This is a genomic window from Mycolicibacterium iranicum, from assembly GCF_002101705.1.
Taxonomy (GTDB): domain Bacteria; phylum Actinomycetota; class Actinomycetes; order Mycobacteriales; family Mycobacteriaceae; genus Mycobacterium; species Mycobacterium iranicum.
The window spans coordinates 83,066-99,485 of sequence record NZ_LQPC01000031.1 but is presented as its reverse complement, the minus strand read 5'-3'; the positions used below and the strand labels follow the sequence as shown (position 1 = coordinate 99,485).

Annotated in this window: 20 protein-coding genes and 1 tRNA gene; 15 read left to right on the top strand and 6 right to left on the bottom strand. The window is 65.9% G+C overall.

Going from position 1 to position 16,420, the window contains the following annotated elements; genetic code table 11:
* The first annotated feature begins 30 nt into the window (after positions 1-30).
* From AWC12_RS16470 to AWC12_RS16450, 5 genes are read left to right on the top strand one after another with little or no spacing between them, the layout of a single operon-like run.
* Complete coding sequence (locus tag AWC12_RS16470) at positions 31-783, top strand: amino acid ABC transporter ATP-binding protein (protein ID WP_085175583.1); 753 nt, start codon at positions 31-33, stop codon at positions 781-783.
* Positions 780-1,895, top strand: a complete 1,116-nt coding sequence (gene macS, locus AWC12_RS16465) for a MacS family sensor histidine kinase (protein WP_234814050.1) — start codon at positions 780-782, stop codon at positions 1,893-1,895. The genes AWC12_RS16470 and macS overlap by 4 nt, the downstream gene beginning before the upstream one ends.
* Positions 1,871-2,524 (top strand): response regulator, encoded by a 654-nt coding sequence (locus AWC12_RS16460; RefSeq protein WP_085175581.1) that lies wholly within the window; start codon positions 1,871-1,873, stop codon positions 2,522-2,524. The genes macS and AWC12_RS16460 overlap by 25 nt, the downstream gene beginning before the upstream one ends.
* A gap of 44 nt (positions 2,525-2,568) precedes the next feature.
* Positions 2,569-4,380, top strand: a complete 1,812-nt coding sequence (locus tag AWC12_RS16455) for a DUF2339 domain-containing protein (RefSeq protein WP_085175579.1) — start codon at positions 2,569-2,571, stop codon at positions 4,378-4,380.
* Between the two features lie 42 nt (positions 4,381-4,422).
* A complete protein-coding gene (locus tag AWC12_RS16450; protein ID WP_085175577.1) occupies positions 4,423-4,926 on the top strand; it encodes a Dps family protein in 504 nt (167 codons plus the stop codon).
* Here AWC12_RS16450 and AWC12_RS16445 read toward each other — a convergent pair.
* Positions 4,901-6,175 (bottom strand): adenylate/guanylate cyclase domain-containing protein, encoded by a 1,275-nt coding sequence (locus AWC12_RS16445; RefSeq protein ID WP_085175575.1) that lies wholly within the window; start codon positions 6,173-6,175, stop codon positions 4,901-4,903. The two genes, AWC12_RS16450 and AWC12_RS16445, sit on opposite strands and share 26 nt — an antisense overlap.
* A gap of 39 nt (positions 6,176-6,214) precedes the next feature.
* On the opposite strand from AWC12_RS16445, the gene AWC12_RS31915 reads away from it, so the two are divergent.
* Both AWC12_RS31915 and AWC12_RS16440 read left to right on the top strand, forming a co-directional pair.
* Positions 6,215-6,574, top strand: a complete 360-nt coding sequence (locus AWC12_RS31915) for a nitrilase-related carbon-nitrogen hydrolase (protein WP_272937891.1) — start codon at positions 6,215-6,217, stop codon at positions 6,572-6,574.
* A complete protein-coding gene (locus tag AWC12_RS16440) occupies positions 6,472-7,011 on the top strand; it encodes a nitrilase-related carbon-nitrogen hydrolase (RefSeq protein WP_272937890.1) in 540 nt (179 codons plus the stop codon). Before AWC12_RS31915 ends, AWC12_RS16440 begins: the two co-directional genes overlap by 103 nt.
* A gap of 9 nt (positions 7,012-7,020) precedes the next feature.
* On the opposite strand, the gene AWC12_RS16435 is transcribed toward AWC12_RS16440, so the two are convergent.
* Together AWC12_RS16435 and AWC12_RS16430 are read right to left on the bottom strand one after the other, a co-directional pair.
* Positions 7,021-7,230 carry a hypothetical protein gene (locus AWC12_RS16435; protein ID WP_133057348.1) on the bottom strand — a complete coding sequence of 70 codons (210 nt, stop codon included), beginning with the start codon at positions 7,228-7,230 and terminating at the stop codon, positions 7,021-7,023.
* Positions 7,231-7,323: 93 nt separating this feature from the next.
* A tRNA-Leu gene (locus tag AWC12_RS16430) sits at positions 7,324-7,400 on the bottom strand.
* A gap of 90 nt (positions 7,401-7,490) precedes the next feature.
* On the opposite strand from AWC12_RS16430, the gene AWC12_RS16425 reads away from it, so the two are divergent.
* The 6 genes from AWC12_RS16425 to AWC12_RS16400 all read left to right on the top strand — a co-directional run bounded on the left by AWC12_RS16425 (position 7,491) and on the right by AWC12_RS16400 (position 13,431).
* Positions 7,491-8,150, top strand: a complete 660-nt coding sequence (locus AWC12_RS16425) for a two-component system response regulator PdtaR (RefSeq protein ID WP_085175572.1) — start codon at positions 7,491-7,493, stop codon at positions 8,148-8,150.
* Positions 8,151-8,363: 213 nt separating this feature from the next.
* Positions 8,364-9,575, top strand: a complete 1,212-nt coding sequence (locus AWC12_RS16420; RefSeq protein WP_085175570.1) for a branched-chain amino acid ABC transporter substrate-binding protein — start codon at positions 8,364-8,366, stop codon at positions 9,573-9,575.
* A 92-nt stretch (positions 9,576-9,667) separates the two neighbouring features.
* On the top strand, positions 9,668-10,678 hold the full coding sequence (locus AWC12_RS16415; RefSeq protein WP_085175568.1) for a branched-chain amino acid ABC transporter permease: 1,011 nt from the start codon (positions 9,668-9,670) through the stop codon (positions 10,676-10,678).
* Entirely contained in the window at positions 10,675-11,832 is a 1,158-nt protein-coding gene (locus AWC12_RS16410) for a branched-chain amino acid ABC transporter permease (protein WP_085175566.1), read from the top strand. Before AWC12_RS16415 ends, AWC12_RS16410 begins: the two co-directional genes overlap by 4 nt.
* A complete protein-coding gene (locus tag AWC12_RS16405) occupies positions 11,829-12,704 on the top strand; it encodes an ABC transporter ATP-binding protein (RefSeq protein ID WP_085175564.1) in 876 nt (291 codons plus the stop codon). The genes AWC12_RS16410 and AWC12_RS16405 overlap by 4 nt, the downstream gene beginning before the upstream one ends.
* The gene (locus AWC12_RS16400; protein ID WP_085175562.1) at positions 12,691-13,431 is read left to right on the top strand and encodes an ABC transporter ATP-binding protein; all 741 of its coding nucleotides are present in this window, start codon (positions 12,691-12,693) and stop codon (positions 13,429-13,431) included. Before AWC12_RS16405 ends, AWC12_RS16400 begins: the two co-directional genes overlap by 14 nt.
* An 88-nt stretch (positions 13,432-13,519) precedes the next feature.
* On the opposite strand, the gene AWC12_RS16395 is transcribed toward AWC12_RS16400, so the two are convergent.
* The 3 genes from AWC12_RS16395 to AWC12_RS16385 form a co-directional block, all read right to left on the bottom strand.
* Positions 13,520-13,747, bottom strand: a complete 228-nt coding sequence (locus AWC12_RS16395; protein ID WP_085175560.1) for a DUF167 domain-containing protein — start codon at positions 13,745-13,747, stop codon at positions 13,520-13,522.
* A gap of 87 nt (positions 13,748-13,834) precedes the next feature.
* A complete protein-coding gene (locus AWC12_RS16390; RefSeq protein WP_085175558.1) occupies positions 13,835-15,034 on the bottom strand; it encodes a lipid-transfer protein in 1,200 nt (399 codons plus the stop codon).
* Positions 15,031-15,465 carry a Zn-ribbon domain-containing OB-fold protein gene (locus tag AWC12_RS16385; RefSeq protein ID WP_085175556.1) on the bottom strand — a complete coding sequence of 145 codons (435 nt, stop codon included), beginning with the start codon at positions 15,463-15,465 and terminating at the stop codon, positions 15,031-15,033. The genes AWC12_RS16390 and AWC12_RS16385 overlap by 4 nt, the downstream gene beginning before the upstream one ends.
* An 85-nt stretch (positions 15,466-15,550) precedes the next feature.
* Here AWC12_RS16385 and AWC12_RS16380 point away from each other — a divergent pair, with 85 nt between their 5' ends.
* Both AWC12_RS16380 and AWC12_RS16375 read left to right on the top strand, forming a co-directional pair.
* Positions 15,551-15,982 carry a hypothetical protein gene (locus AWC12_RS16380; protein WP_234814049.1) on the top strand — a complete coding sequence of 144 codons (432 nt, stop codon included), beginning with the start codon at positions 15,551-15,553 and terminating at the stop codon, positions 15,980-15,982.
* Entirely contained in the window at positions 15,982-16,419 is a 438-nt protein-coding gene (locus AWC12_RS16375; RefSeq protein WP_085175554.1) for a hypothetical protein, read from the top strand. Before AWC12_RS16380 ends, AWC12_RS16375 begins: the two co-directional genes overlap by 1 nt.
* Position 16,420 lies beyond the last annotated feature (1 nt).

Below are 16,420 nucleotides of genomic sequence, written 5' to 3'. Positions count from 1 at the left end.
CACACGGTGAGCGATACCAACGGGCGGCCGATGGTCAAGGCAGAGCTGGTCTGCAAGGACTTCGGTGCGTTGAAGGTGCTCAAGGGCATCACGCTGGAGGTACAGCAGGGGCAGGTGCTGGTGCTGGTCGGGCCTTCGGGCTCCGGCAAATCCACGTTCCTGCGGTGCATCAACCATCTCGAGACCGTCAGCGCCGGTCGGCTCTATGTCGACGGATCCCTTGTCGGCTACCAAGAGCGCGGCACCAAGCTTCACGAGATGAAGCCGCGTGACGTCGCCAGGCAGCGCCGCGATGTCGGCATGGTGTTCCAGCACTTCAACCTGTTTCCGCACCGCACCGCGTTGGGCAATGTCATCGAAGCTCCGGTCCAGGTGAAGGGGATCAAAAAAGCCAAGGCCATTGAGCAAGGCAAGGAGTTGCTGGCTCAGGTTGGGTTGGCGGACAAGGCGGAGGCCTATCCCGCGCAGCTTTCGGGTGGCCAGCAGCAGCGCGTCGCAATCGCCCGCGCGCTGGCGATGGAGCCGAAGCTGATGCTGTTCGACGAGCCGACGTCCGCGCTGGATCCCGAACTCGTCGGAGAAGTGCTGGCCGTCATGAAAAAGCTTGCCTCCCAGGGCATGACGATGGTCGTCGTCACGCACGAGATGGGTTTCGCGCGCGAAGTCGCCGACGAGCTGGTGTTCATGGACGGAGGCGTCGTGGTCGAGCGGGGCAACCCTCGCGAGATCATGGCCAATCCTCAACACGAACGGACGAAGGCGTTTCTCTCCAAGGTGATGTGACACCTGATCCGGTCACGCCGCTGTGGCGGGCCGCTCAGGTGTTCCGTCTGCTCAGCTGTGTCTACGCCTTCGGATTCCATCTGGCGATCAACCCGGACCTGGAGTCCCCGGTGGCCGGATGGCTGTTGTTCGGGGTGCTGATCGCGTGGAGTGCGGCGTGCGCGGTGGCTTACCTGCGGGGTTTCGGGCGCAGGCCCGGCTGGGTGCTTGCCGAGATAAGCGTCGTCGTGGCCCTGATGCTGTCAACCGAGTTCGTCGCATCCGATCAGTGGGCGCTCGACAACCAGTCCTGGCCCACGACGCTGTGGGCGACCAACGCCACGATCTCGGCGGCGATCCTGTCGGGTCCCGTCACAGGAATGCTGGCGGGTCTGGTCATCGTCGCCGCCAGTGCCGTACTCAAGGGGTACGTCAGCATCGACCTCGGGCGCAACGCCACGGTGGTGATCGAGCTGGCCGTGGGTCTCGCCGTCGGGATGGCCGCGCAGACCGCGCGCCGCGCACACGCCGAGCTCGAGCGCGCCGCTCGGTTGTCGGCGTCGATGGAGGAACGCGAGCGGCTTTCCCGTCAGGTGCACGACGGCGCAATCCAGGTGCTGGCGCTGGTGGCCCGCCGCGGACGCGAGATCGGCGGCGACACCGCGCAACTGGCCGAGCTGGCCGGCCAGCAGGAGCGAGCACTGCGTCGTCTCGTCAGCGCCGCCGATGCGACGCCGAGGGGCGATACGACGTCGGACATCGGTGCGATGTTGCGGCGCCGTGCGTCCGACCGGGTGTCGGTGAGCGTTCCTGCCGAGCCGGTGCTGCTGAACGCCGCGGTTGCCGAGGAGTTCTTCGCCGCGGTGACCAACGCCCTCGACAACGCGGAGGCGCATGCCGGGCCGGACGCCCACGCGTATGTTCTCCTCGAGGATCTCGGTGACTCCGTGACGGTGAGCGTGCGTGACGACGGTGTCGGCATCCCCGAGGGACGGCTGGAGGCTGCCGTGCGCGAGGGTCGGGTGGGCGTGGCGAAATCGATTGTCGGACGGATGAATTGGTTGGGCGGCCGGGCTGAGCTGAGCACCGGGCCGGGAATGGGGACGGAATGGGAGCTGACCGTACCTCGGTGATGGTCGTCGACGACCATCCGATCTGGCGTGATGCGGTGGCGCGCGACCTCGCCGACGACGGGTTCGATGTGGTCGCCACCGCCGACGGCGTCGCTTCGGCCAAACGGCGGGCGGCGGTGGTCAAACCCGACGTGGTGCTGATGGACATGCGGTTGGGCGACGGGGACGGCGCGCAGGCGACCACCGAGGTGCTCGCGGTGTCCCCGTCGTCACGCATCCTGGTGCTGTCGGCGTCCGACGAGCGCGACGACGTCCTCGAAGCAGTCAAAGCCGGCGCGACCGGATACCTGGTGAAGAGCGCGTCGAAGCAAGAACTCGGCGACGCGGTGCGGGCGACCGCGCAGGGCCGTGCCGTGTTCACGCCGGGGCTGGCGGGGCTCGTGCTGGGGGAGTTCCGCCGCATCGAGCGCGACGCTCCGGCCGGTTCGGAGGGGCCGACCCTGACCGAGCGGGAGACGGAGATCCTGCGCTACGTCGCGAAAGGCCTCACAGCCAAGCAGATCGCGTCGCGGCTGTCGCTGAGCCATCGCACCGTCGAGAACCATGTACAGGCCACGTTCCGCAAACTGCAGATCGGCAATCGGGTGGAGCTGGCCCGCTACGCCATCGAACACGGACTGGACGAGTAGTAGTACTCATCCGTTTGCCGCAGATCTGCTGCGACGATGCTGGTATGACCGAACCGCACACTGCCGTCATCACCCGGCTCTCCGCGGACTTCGCCGCGATCTCGCAACAGCTCGCACGGGTGTCCGCGGATCTGGTCGAGCTCGACCGCATCCTCGCGGACCGACCCCCGGCCGCACCTGTGGCACCGCCGGTGCAGGTGCCACAACCGGTGCGCCCGCCCGTCATGCCGTACTGGCCGCAGCAGTACGCACCGCAACCTGCACCGTTCCGGCCCTACCCGACGCCGCCCGTGCCGAAGCCGCCCAAGGAGCGATCGGAGGGCTGGATCGGCAAGCTGCTGGCCGTCGCCGGTGTGGCCGTCACACTCATCGGCGTCGTCCTGCTGCTGGTGCTGGCCGCCCAGGCCGGAATCCTGCGGCCGGAGTTCCGGGTCGCCGCGGGTGCAGTGCTCGCCGGGGCGCTGGTGGCCGCGGGATGGTGGCTCAACAGTCGTCCGGGCGGACGGGTCGGCGCTATCGCTCTGGTCGCCACAGGCATCGCCGCGGCCTATATGGACGTCATCGCCGTCACCACCATTTACGAATGGGTGTCCGCACCGGTCGGCCTGATCGTCGCCGCCGTGATCGCCGGTGCGGGCCTGACATTGGCGCGCCGCTGGGACTCCCAGCATCTCGGCCTGTTGGTGCTGGTGCCGCTGATCGGTTTGGCTCCCATTGTCGCCGACGGAATCACGCTGCTGCTCATCGGTTTCATGCTGGCGCTGGCGGCGGTGTCGATGCCCGTACAGCTCGGCAAGGACTGGATCTGGCTGCACGCCGCGCGCATCTGCGCAGCGGTCCTGCCACTGATGGTGGCTCTGGCGGCTCGGTACTTCGACAACCGCGACGACCTGCTGCTGGCCGGAGCCTGCGCGATCGCGGCCGTCATTGCTGTTGTTGCGGCGTTGATCCTGTTGCCGGGCACCAAGAATCGCGTTGCCATGGCGCTGCTGACCGCCTTCGGCATGGTGCCGGTGCTGTCGGTGAACCTGGCGGTCGACCGTGTCGTCGCGTCGTTGATGGCCGCGACGGTGGCCGCAGCGCTGCTGGCGATCGTGCTCGTCGGTGACAGGCTGCCGGGTGTGCCCGGCGCGGTGCGGCACGTCTTTGCGGCGACATCGGCGGTGGCGGCGCTGATCGCTGTGACAGCCGCGTTCGACGGCCGGATCGCAGGGCCGATGTTGCTGGCCATGGCGGTGGTGGTTGCGGTGGCCGGCCGCCACGACGTCGTCGCGCGGTGGGCTGCGATCGGCTTCGGACTCGTCGGTGCCGCGGCGCACCTGACCTACTCGCCGCCGGGGGCGTTGCTCGAGGCCACCCGCACCGGTACTGCCGCCGGCATCTCGACGCTGGTGTCGAGCGTCCTGCTCGCCGCTGCGGCCGTGGCCATCGTGTGGGCGTGGGACCGCACCGAGAGTGCGCTGTGGGTGGGAGCCGCCGTGGTGATCGTCTACGCCGTGACATCGTTCACGGTTACTGCCGGGATGTTGATCAGCGCGGAATCTGGAGGTTCGGACGGCGGCTTCTACGCCGGACACATGGCCGCGACCATCATCTGGATTGCGATGGCGGCTGCGCTGTTCGTCTATGCCGCGCGACGGCCACGCGACGACCGCTCCGTGCCGATCGGTGGTGGGCTGGGGCTGGTGGCAGCGGCGATGGCCAAGCTGTTCCTGTTCGATCTCGGCACCCTCGACGGCATCTTCCGGGTCGCGGTGTTCATCGTCGTCGGACTGATCCTGCTGGGCATGGGCGCCGGATATGCGCGACTGCTGGACAAGCAGGACAAGCAGGCTGTGACTAGCCACATGGAATAGCCTGGCGTAATCTGGACTCAATCCAGATTAGGAGGCGTTGACATGAGCATGGCAACCACAACGAATGCACGACGCGCAGAAGCAGAGGTCGCAGGATTCCAGGCCTCACCGGAACTCAGCGGAGCACTCCAGCGGGTGCTGGTCGATCTGATCGAACTGCACATCCAGGGCAAGCAGGCGCATTGGAACGTCGTCGGAACGAACTTCCGGGACCTGCACCTGCAACTCGACGAGGTCGTGGACTTCGCCCGAGAGGCCAGTGACACCGTCGCCGAACGGATGCGGGCGCTCGACGCTGTCCCGGATGGCCGCTCGGACACCGTCGCCGCCACCACGTCGCTGCCGCAGTTCCCCGCCTACGAGCACAGCACCAGTGACGTCGTCGACCTGATCACCGTTCGCATCTACGCCACCGTGGACACCTTGCGGACCGTCCACGACTCGGTCGACGCCGAGGATCCGAGCACCGCGGACATCTTGCACCAGCTGATCGACGGGCTGGAGAAGCTGGCCTGGCTCCTCAAGTCGGAGAACCGAAAGGTGTGATCGCCTCGGCCCGTTGCCCCACGAGGTACCAGGTGTGCATCGGGCCCTTGCCCTTGACGTCGACCACGCCTCGCTCCTCGAACTCGAAAGCATGGCGAAGACGTTCATACACGTTGTCCGGCACCTGAATTCGGCCTTCGACGTCCGTCGTCTCCATCCTCGCCGCGACGTTGACGGCGTCACCCCAGACGTCGTAGAAGAACTTCTTCGCGCCGACGACACCGGCGACGACGGGGCCGGTGGCCATGCCGATGCGCAGTGGAACATCGCGCCCCTGAGGATCTTTCAGGCCTGCGACCGCCTCGGCCATGTCGAGAGCCAGCCGCGCGAGGGCCTCGATGTGGTCGGCGCGGGGGATCGGCACACCGCTGACGACCATGTACGAGTCGCCGCTGGTCTTCACCTTTTCCAGCCCGTGCCGGTCCACCAGCGCGTCCAGGTCGGTGTAGAGCCGATCCAGGAACCGGACCAGTTCGGCGGGGGCGGTATCGCTGGCACGCTTGGTGTAGCCCGCGATGTCGGCGAACAGGATCGACGCGTCCTCGTACTTGTCGGCGATGACGGTGCGGGTCGGTTCCTTGAGTCGGTCGGCGATGGTAGCCGGAAGGATGTTGGCCAGCAGGCGTTCTGAGCGTTCGTACTCTGCCTCCATGGCCGCCTCGGCGCGGTCGATCTCGCGAAGCGTGTACCAGATCGTCAGAACCAGCATCGTCGCCGACGAGACCACGGCGCTGATGAAGCCTGCGGTCAGCGTCCAGGGCGGGCCGAGGCCTCGGTCCTCGGGAACGGTCACCTCGAGAAGGATGGTGATCACCACACCGATCGCTGCAATGGATGCGGCCAGGGCGATGCGCTCGATACCGAGCACCAGGACCGCGAGCGATGACGCGACGATGAAGTAGAACTGCAGTCCGGACCCGGTGCCGATGGTGTAGCAGATGAACGTCACCGACACATAGGCGAACGTCACGAAGGTCAGCGGAGCGACGAGTTCACCCAGCGGGCACAGCCGAGGGATCCATAGAAACACCAGGCCGCACATGATGTTGACGGCGCCGAGCCACCACAACTGGCCTCCGAGTGTCAGCTGAAAAGCGCCGAACGCCGCGGAGACGGCGGCCGCGATCCAGCTGGCGATCATCAGCACGCGCAGTCGACGGCCGACACGGTCGTCGCGGTGCCGGTCTGGTGACCATGTCTGACCGTCCGCGGTCACCTCGGGAACGCAGGCGGGCCGAACGTTGAGCACGCCCGAGCCTATCGCCGAAGGCCCGACTAGCCTGGTCGAATGACACGTATCGCGTGCTGCCAGCTCGATCCGGTGCTGGGCGATCTCGATGCCAACAGCGGGCTCATCGAGTCTGCTGTTGCCGATGCGGTGGGCGCAGGCGCCGACATTGTGGTGTTGCCGGAGCTGGCGACGTCGGGCTACATGTTCGCCGACGGCGACGAGGCCCGCGTGGCATCCTTGCCCGCGACTGATCCGCGGTTCGCGAAATGGTCTGGTGCGGTGAGTGATTCGTTGGCCGTCTTAGGCTTCAGCGAATGGGTGAGGATGGAAACCTGTACAACAGTGCGGCGGTCATCGATTCCGGCGGACCGATTGCGATCTACCGCAAGACACACCTGTGGGATCGGGAGAGATTGATCTTCACGCCGGGATCGCAGCGCCCGCCCGTGCTGAACACACGTCACGGTGTGATCGCCGTGATGGTCTGCTACGACCTCGAGTTCGGCGAGTTGACCCGGCAGGTCGCCGTAGGCGGTGCCGAGTTGATCGTGGCGCCGGTGAACTGGCCGCTGTTCCCGCGACCGGAGGGCGAGCGGCCCGGCGAGGTGATCACCGCGATGTCGACGGCGCGATTGAACCGGGTGGCCATCGCGGCATGTGACCGCTCAGGTGTCGAGCGCGGGCAGGAATGGACGGGCGGCACGGCGATCGTGGATCAGAACGGGTGGGTCGTCGCGTCCGTGGGTTCAGGTGTCGGGATGGCCGTGGCCGATGTCGACCTCGCGCTCAGTCGCGACAAGAAGCTCACCGAGCACGTCGATCTGCTGGCCGACCGCAGGCTCGACCTGTACTAGATCGGGCGCTCAGGGTTGGCACTCCAGAATGCTGGCTTCGATCACCTGCATCGCAGGCTCCCGGGCCTCGGCCACCGTCTCCGTGCGGATGCAGTCGACAAGTTCCTGCCGGTCATTCGAGTGCTCAAATTCCAAGTAGAGCCAGGACCCCAGAATCGCGCCGGAAACGACGACGACGAGTGCCATCGCGAAAATCGCCATCTTGAGCTGATACGTCACCGTCTCGCCCTCCTCCCTGGTGGAGACCGTAGCTCCGGGGAGAATGCTATTGCTGAGGAGAAACTGAGCGTTGCGCGTCAAAGCGATGAGATGTGGTGCCCTCGGTGAGATTCGAACTCACACTGGACGGGTTTTGAATCCGTTTCCTCTGCCAGTTGGGATACGAGGGCGTTCGCGGCAACCTTAGGTGGCGCGGCCTATCACCATAGAGGATGGCCCCGCGCTCGCCCCTATCGCCTGCTGCCTTCACAATGTCTTCCATGTCTTCCGCGTCTTCCGGGTCTTCTGCTCCCGCGTCGCCGTCCGACGCCGCTGCCACGCCGCATCGCGTCCTCATCGCCGAGGACGAGGCCCTCATCCGGCTCGATCTGGCCGAGATGCTGCGCGAGGAGGGCTACGAGATCGTCGGCGAGGCCGGGGACGGCCAGGAGGCGGTCGACCTCGCCGAGTCGCTGCGCCCCGACCTGGTGATCATGGACGTCAAGATGCCGCGTCGCGACGGCATCGACGCCGCCTCGGAGATCGCGAGCAAGCGGATCGCGCCGATCGTCATCCTCACCGCGTTCAGTCAGCGCGAACTGGTGGAGAAAGCCCGCGACGCCGGCGCGATGGCCTACCTGGTCAAACCGTTCAGCATCACCGATCTCATTCCAGCGATCGAGGTCGCCGTCAGCCGCTTCAGTGAGATCGCCGAGCTGGAGAGAGAGGTCGCATCGCTGTCCGACCGCCTGGAGACCCGCAAGCTCGTCGAGCGCGCCAAGGGTTTGCTGCAGTCGAAGCAGAACATGTCAGAACCCGAGGCGTTCAAATGGATCCAGCGCGCCGCGATGGACCGCCGCACCACGATGAAGCGGGTGGCCGAGGTCGTCCTCGAGACCCTTGACCCGCCGGCCGGCACGCCCGACGCCGCGCCGAAATAACGGCGCTTTGCGGCACCGCCCGTTAAGTCTGCGTTTCCGCAGCCGACTTTTGACCGGCTCAGCTCGCTCAACCACGCGACGCGTGTTCCAACACCACGCGATCAGCCTGTGGGTTGGCTATGGTCGTCGGCGAAGCATCGGCGATGTGGTCGCACTCGGACCCCGGACGGACACCCGACGATGCCGAGCAAAACACTGAACCGGAGGTGGGACGTGCGCAGTCGTGTGGCTCGCAAGGCATTTGCTCTCGGTGGTGCTGGTCTGATTGCGCTGGCTGTTGCCGGCTGCAATCAGGGCGCGCCCGAAGAGGAAGCAGCGCAGAGCAATCTCAGCATCGTCGAGAAAGTACAGATCGACGAGAACGGCGCCGAAGTCGCCGCGAGCACGGGTGCAGCACCCGCAGACCCCGCCGGCGACGGCAAGGCCACCTGCCCGCCGGTGTCCATCGCCATGGCCGGCGCGCTCAACGGACCGGACGCAGCGCTCGGCATCAACATCAAGAACGGCGTGCAGCTGGCGATCGACAAGCACAACGACAACAACCCGGGCTGCCAGGTGCAGCTCAAGCCGTTCGACACCGAAGGCGACCCGCAGAAGGCCACCGCGATCGCTCCGCAGATCGTCGACGACCAGTACACGATCGGTCTCGTCGGCCCGGCATTCTCGGGTGAGACCAAGGCCACCGGCGGCGTCTTCGACCAGGCCGGCCTCGTGTCGACCACCGCGTCGGCCACCAACGTCACGCTGTCGGAGAACGGCTGGAAGACCTTCTTCCGCGGTCTCGCCAACGACGGCGTCCAGGGCCCGTCGGTCGCGAACTACCTCAAGAACACGCTGCAGCACAAGAAGGTCTGCGTCGTGGACGACAGCACCGACTACGGCCTGGGCCTGGCGCAAGCCGTCCGCGACACCCTCGGTCCCGTCGCCGACTCGGCCTGCAACATCTCGGTGAAGAAGGGTGACAAGGACTTCTCCGCCGCGGTGACGCAGATCAAGGGAGCGGCACCGGATTCGGTGTTCTTCGGCGGCTACTACGCCGAGGCCGCGCCGCTCGTCCAGCAGCTGCGCGACGGCGGCTACGAAGGCACCTTCGCAAGTGCGGACGGCACCAAGGACCCCGAGTTCGTCAAGCAGGCCGGCGAGTCCTCCAAGGGCGCTGTGCTGGCCTGCCCCTGCGGGCCCGCCACCGGCACGTTCGCCGAGGAGTACAAGGAGAAGTTCGGCCAGGACGCCGGCACGTACAGCGCCGAGGGCTATGACCTGGGCACCATCCTGCTCAAGGGCATCGACTCCGGCGCCATCACCCGCCCGGCCCTGCTCGACTTCGTCCGCAACTACAAGGGCCAGGGTGTGGCTCGCGAGTACCAGTGGACACCGGAAGGCGAGCTGACCACGACGTTGATCTGGATCTACGACGTTCAGTGACATCTGATGCGAAACGCGTCCGAGAGTGTTGGCTCGGACGCGTTTCGTTTCTCCCCTCAACCCCGCCCCACCCCTGAGGAGCTCTCCACCGGATGAATCTGGCCGCAAACATCAACTTCAACGTCGGGGCGCTGGTCGACAGCTTCTGGCAGTTGACGATCGACGGCCTGTCGTGGGGAGCGATCTACGCGCTGGTCGCTGTCGGGTACACCCTCGTGTTCGGTGTGCTGCGGCTGATCAACTTCGCGCACTCCGAGATCTTCATGCTCGGCATGTTCGGTGCGTATTTCGCGCTCGACATGATCCTGGGCTTCACCCCGAGCGGCAATGCCTACAACAAAGGTGTCGCGCTGACGATCCTGTACCTGGGTATAGCGATGCTTTTCGCGATGCTTGTGTCGGGCAGCGCAGCCGTCGGACTTGAGTTCATCGCCTACCGGCCGCTGCGCAAACGCAATGCACGTGCACTGACCTTTCTCATCACCGCGATCGGCATGTCGTTCGTGCTGCAGCAGTTCGTGCTCTTCATCCTGCCGAAGATCATTTCCGGCTACGGCGGACCCAACGCCCAACAACCAATCGTGCTGGTGCAGCCCAAGACCCAGTTCGAAATCTTCGGGGTCGCGATCTCCAACATCACCATCGTCATCGTGGCCTCGGCTCTGGTACTCGCGGTGCTGACGGATCTCGCGATCAACCGCACCAAGTTCGGACGCGGAATCCGCGCCGTCGCCCAGGATCCGACGACGGCGACGCTGATGGGCGTCTCGCGGGAACGAATCATCATGACGACGTTCCTGATCGGCGGTCTGCTGGCCGGTGCCGCGGCGCTGCTGTACACGCTCAAGGTGCCGCAGGGAATCATCTACTCGGGCGGATTCCTGTTGGGAATCAAGGCGTTTTCGGCGGCGGTGCTCGGTGGCATCGGAAACCTACGCGGCGCTCTGCTCGGCGGACTGTTGCTCGGCGTGATGGAAAACTACGGGCAGGCGGTCTTCGGCACCCAGTGGCGTGACGTGGTCGCTTTCGTCCTGCTGGTGCTAGTCCTGCTGATCCGTCCGACCGGCATCCTCGGTGAGAGCCTCGGGAAGGCACGCGCATGACGGCCACGTGGAACAAAGTGATGGCGTGGTGGGACGGGCTGAGCCGTCCCCAGAAGTGGGTGTTCGGGGTCATCCTGTTCACCGGTGTGGCGCTGTCGCCGCTGTTCACCCCCGGCTTCATCGACACCCCCGGCATCAGCTTCGGCGGCACGATGGCGCAGTTCGCGATGATTGCGATCATCGCGATCGGGCTGAATGTCGTTGTGGGGCAGGCCGGCCTGCTGGACCTGGGTTACGTCGGGTTCTATGCCGTGGGTGCCTACACGGTCGCGCTGCTCACCAGTCCGGAGAGTCCGTGGAATCAGATGAGCCCCAGCGGCTTCTTCAGCACGCCGTGGGCGTGGCTGTCGTGTGTGCCGCTTGCCATGGCCTTCACGGCGCTGACCGGCCTCATTCTCGGCTTCCCGACGCTGCGGTTGCGCGGTGACTATCTGGCCATCGTCACCTTGGGCTTCGGCGAGATCATCCGGCTCATGGCCGACAATCTCGCCGACATCACCAACGGCCCCCGCGGGCTCAACGAGGTCGCTTTCCCGCACTTCCGGGAGGACGCCACGCACCCCGAAGGGGTGTTCTCGGTATCGAATTCGAGCGGCGACGCGAACTACGGGACATGGTGGTTCTGGCTCGGGCTGATTCTGATCGTCGTCATCCTTCTGTTCGTCGGGAACCTGGAGCGCAGCCGCGTCGGGCGTGCCTGGATAGCCGTCCGTGAGGACGAGGACGCCGCAGAAGTCATGGGCGTCAACACGTTCAAGTTCAAGCTGTGGGCCTTCACCATCGGTGCGGCGATCGGAGGCCTGTCCGGCGCGCTGTACGCCGGACAGGTGCAGTACGTTGCCCCACCGACGTTCAACATCATCAACTCGATGCTGTTCCTCTGTGCGGTCGTCCTCGGCGGACAGGGCAACAAGCTGGGCGTGATCCTGGGCGCGTTCATCATCGTCTATCTGCCGAATCGCCTTCTCGGGGTTCACTTCCTCGGCATCGACATGGGCAATTTGAAGTACCTGTTCTTCGGTCTTGCCCTTGTGGTGCTGATGATCTTCCGGCCGCAGGGGCTCTTCCCGGTCCGTCAACAGCTGCTCACCTACGGCAAGGCGGCGCGCGATCTGTTGAGAGCCAAGCCCACTGATACGGAGCCCGCGAAATGACCGCGCCGGAGAACGAGACGGTGGAGGCCGCGGAGGACTTCGAGCACAACGTCGCCGAGATCGCCGGCGTGCATCGCGAGATCCACGCCGACGAGGGCGAGGTTCTGCTCCAGACCACCGATCTGACCGTGAAGTTCGGCGGGCTCACCGCGCTGGATGCCGTCACGTTCAATATCCGGCGCGGCGAGATCCTCGGTCTCATCGGGCCCAACGGGGCCGGGAAGACGACGTGCTTCAACGCCATCACCGGCGTGTACCGGCCCACCTCGGGTTCGGTGACGTTCGACGGTGCACCGATCGGGCGCATCAAGCGCCACCAGATCACCCGTCTCGGGATTGCGCGCACCTTCCAGAACATTCGCCTGTTCGGCGAGATGACCGCACTGGAGAACGTGATGGTCGGTACCGATGCCCGGCACCGAACATCGGTGCCCGGGGCGCTGATTCGCTCACCGCGGCACCGCCGCGAAGAGAAGTCGGCGATCGAGAGATCGGCTGCACTGCTGCATTTTGTGGGGATCGCCCATCGCGGCGAAGAGAAGGCGAAAAACCTTCCCTACGGAGACCAGCGCCGGCTGGAGATCGCCCGCGCGCTGGCCACCGAGCCGAAACTGCTGTGCCTCGACGAACCGGCCGCCGGCTTCAACCCGAGCGAGAAGTCGGCGTTGATCGACCTGATCCGCAAGATCCGCGACGACGGATACACGGTGCTGCTCATCGAACACGACATGCGGTTGGTGATGGGTGTGACCGACCGGATCGTTGTGCTGGAATTCGGGCGCAAGATCGCCGACGGGCTGCCCGCCGAAATCCGCGAGGACCCGAAGGTCATCGCCGCCTACCTGGGGGTGCCAGACGATGACGTCAGCTGAGGCTCGACCCGTCCTGCTGGAGGTGCGCGACATCGTCGTGCACTACGGGCGGATCAAGGCATTGCATTCGGTGTCGCTGACAGTGCACGAGGGCGAGCTCGTCACACTGCTCGGCTCCAACGGAGCGGGCAAGACCACGATGATGCGCGCGATTTCCGGCCTGCTTCCGCTGACGTCGGGCTCGGTGTGGTTCGACGGCAAGGACATCAGCAAAGTCAAGGCGCACAACCGGGTTGCCCTGGGCCTGATACAGGCGCCCGAGGGGCGTGGAGTCTTCCCGGGCATGACCATCCTCGAGAATCTCGAAATGGGTTGCTACGGAAGGAAGTTTGCGAGCAAGGCCGAGCATGAGGAGCGGCTGGACTGGGTGTTGGAGACATTCCCCAGACTTGCCGAACGCAGAAGCCAGGTAGGCGGCACGCTGTCCGGCGGCGAGCAGCAGATGCTGGCCATCGGGCGTTCGCTGATGGCGCGACCCAAGGTGCTGCTGCTCGACGAACCGTCGATGGGCTTGGCGCCGATGGTGATTTCGCAGATCTTCAAGATCATCGCCGAGATCAATGCCAGCGGCACCACCGTCCTGCTGGTTGAGCAGAATGCGCAGCAGGCGCTGAGCCGTTCGGATCGTGCCTACATACTCGAGACCGGTGAAGTCACAAGGACCGGAAACGCGCGAGAGTTGCTGGCGGACGACAGTATTCGTGCGGCCTACCTCGGAGTGGCCTGACACCCGATTCGCGTTTGCACCGCGAGCGCGCGTGTCTGCACGCCGACGCGCCGCGGTATGACGGCATTTAGCGCGCGCTCGTCGCCCATCACGCGATGCGGAAGCGCTTCTGCCGCGCCGTCCCGCCGGAGACCAGTTCCACGCGACTCGGTGGCACGCCGAAATGCTCGGCGAGCAGCCGGATGACGGCCGTGTTGGCCTTGCCGTCGACAGCGGGCTCGCGCACGTAGACGGTCAGGGTGCCGTCGTCGCGGCGTTCCACCAATGGACCTTTGCGGCTCCCCGGCTTCACCCGAATTGAAACAAGTTCAGCCACAGCGCTATCGAACTCCGCGACGGCGCTCAAAATGCCAGTTTCCGCGGCGTGTCGGCGTGCAAACACGCGCGTTCGCGGTGCGGATTGTTACCGCGCGACGATGACGGAGGAGCCGTGGCCGAAGAGGCCTTGGTTGGCGGTGATGCCGACGGTGGCGCCCTCGACCTGGCGGCCGGTGGCTTGGCCTTTGAGTTGCCAGGTGAGTTCGCAGACTTGGGCGATGGCTTGGGCGGGGATGGCTTCGCCGAAGGAGGCCAGTCCGCCGGAGGCGTTGACGGGGATGCGGCCGCCGATCGTGGTGGCCCCGGAGCGCAGCAGGTGTTCGGCGTCGCCCTTGTTGCATAGCCCGAGGTGTTCGTACCAGTCGAGCTCCAGCGCGGTGGACAGGTCGTAGACCTCGGCCAGGGAGAGGTCCTCGGGGCCGATGCCGGCTTCGGCGTAGGCGGCGTCGAGGATCTGGTCTTTGAACACCCGCTCCGGCGCGGGGACCACGGCGGTGGAGTCGGTGGCGATGTCGGGCAGTTCGGGGAGGTGTTGGGGGTATTGCGGGGATTGCAGGCTGATCGCGCGCACCGACGGGACACCGTTGACCGAACCCAAGTGCTTCTCGGCGAAGGCTTTGGAGGCCACGATGAGGGCGGCCGCACCGTCGGAGGTGGCGCAGATGTCGAGCAGGCGCAGCGGGTCGGACACGACGGGGGAGGCCAGCACGTCATCGACGGTGGCTTCTTTGCGGTAGCGGGCGTTGGGGTTGTTGAGGCCGTGGCGGGCGTTTTTGACTTTCACCTGGGCGAAGTCGTCGACGGTGGCGCCGTAGAGGTCCATGCGGCGCCGTGCCAGCAGGGCGAAGTAGACGGTGTTGGTGGCGCCGATGAGGTGGAAGCGCTGCCAGTCGGGGTCGTTGCGGCGTTCCCCGCCCACGGGGGCGAAGAATCCTTTGGGGGTGGTGTCGGCGCCGATGACCAGGGCGACGTCGCACAGTCCGGCCAGGATCTGGGCCCGGGCGCTTTGGAGGGCTTGGGAGCCGCTGGCACACGCGGCGTAGCTGGAGGTGACGGGGATGCCGTTCCAGCCGAGCTTTTGGGCGAAGGTCGCCCCGGCGACGAAGCCGGGGTAGCCGTTGCGGATGGTGTCGGCACCGGCGACGAGTTGGATCTGGCGCCAGTCCAGGCTGGCCTCGGCCAGGGCGGCCCGTGCTGCCACGACGCCGTATTCGGTGAAGTCGCGGCCCCATTTGCCCCAGGGGTGCATGCCGGCGCCGAGGATGTAGACGGGCTCAGGGCTCATGCGATCCTCCAGGCGTGGGTGGTGCGCTCGATGCCGTCGTCGTCGACGTAGAGCGCCATGGTGGTCAGTTCCATCTCCATGCCGATGGTCAGGTCCGCGGCCAGGGTGCCTTCAACGACCTTGCCGAGCACGATCAGGCCCTCGTCGGCCAGTTCGACCGCCGCGACGGCGAAGGGTTCGAAGGGGTCCGGCGAGGGGTAGGGCGGCGGTGGGGCGTAGCGGTTCTCGGTGTAGCTCCACAGCCGTCCGCGCCGCGACAGCGGCACCTGGGCGAGCTCGTCGCCCGCGCAGCCGGGATTGGGGCAGTTGGTGGCCCGCGGCGGGAACACATAGGTCCCGCACTCCACACACTTACCGCCGATCAGGTGCGCATCACCGGACCCGTCGAGCGCGAACCAACCATCGATCGCAGGTTGAGCAGAAGCTGACACGCGGGTCAGCGTACCGAGTCCGCGGCCAAATACTGAAACATGTTCCAGTTTTCTCGGAGTTGGGATCGGTAGTAGGGGCCGAGGTGTGGACTCAACGCAAGCCACCAGGGCGACGACGAAGGAGACCACGATGGGTTTTTTCAAGAAGGCAAAGGAAGCCGCACAGCAGGCGCAGCAGGCGTTCAACCAGCCGCAGGGCTACCAGCAGCCGGGAACCGTACACGTTCAGGGCGCCGGACCGATCGACCCCGCGGCATTTGGCGGGCCCTCCACCCGGTCGGTTGCAGGCGATGATCCGATCTGGGAGCCCATCAACGGCATCTCGCTGCAGGACTACGCCGACCTGGCTCGCGAGGCGCAGGCCCGCGGCATCAATGACGAGGCCGGCATGATCCGGCTGGCCCAGGAGCGCGGCTGGAATCCCGCCGATACGAAGGCCGCACTTGACGGCTGGGTGCAGAGGATGGGTCAGTCGATGGCTGTGGGCCAGCAGTTCCGCAAGTTTCTGGGCTACTGATGCCCAACCCGTTCAAGGACTGGGCGCGAATGTACGGCGCCAACAAGCGGTATCTGGAGTCCCAGGGACGCCCGTCCTCATTCTTCGGTCAGATCGCCGACATCCCCCATCAAATCCACGAGGCGGCTGATGCCAGCGAGATCGGCATGACGATGGTGCGGCATTCCCAGCTGACGAATGGAGGTGGCCTGTCGGCCACCGCCACCGTCGAGGCCGTCTGGTCCGTCGGCTCGTACATGAACATGTCGCCGGTTCTCCGGATCCAGGCGAACGTGTCACGCGACGACGGAACACCGCCCTACGGCGCGGTTTTCGACGAAGTCGTCGCTGCGATGCATCTCGCCCGGGTGCAGCCCGGCGCAACGCTCGCCGTGTCCGTCGACCCGCAGAACCAGGCGGACATGGCGATCGACTGGATTCGCACAAGCCGAATCTGAG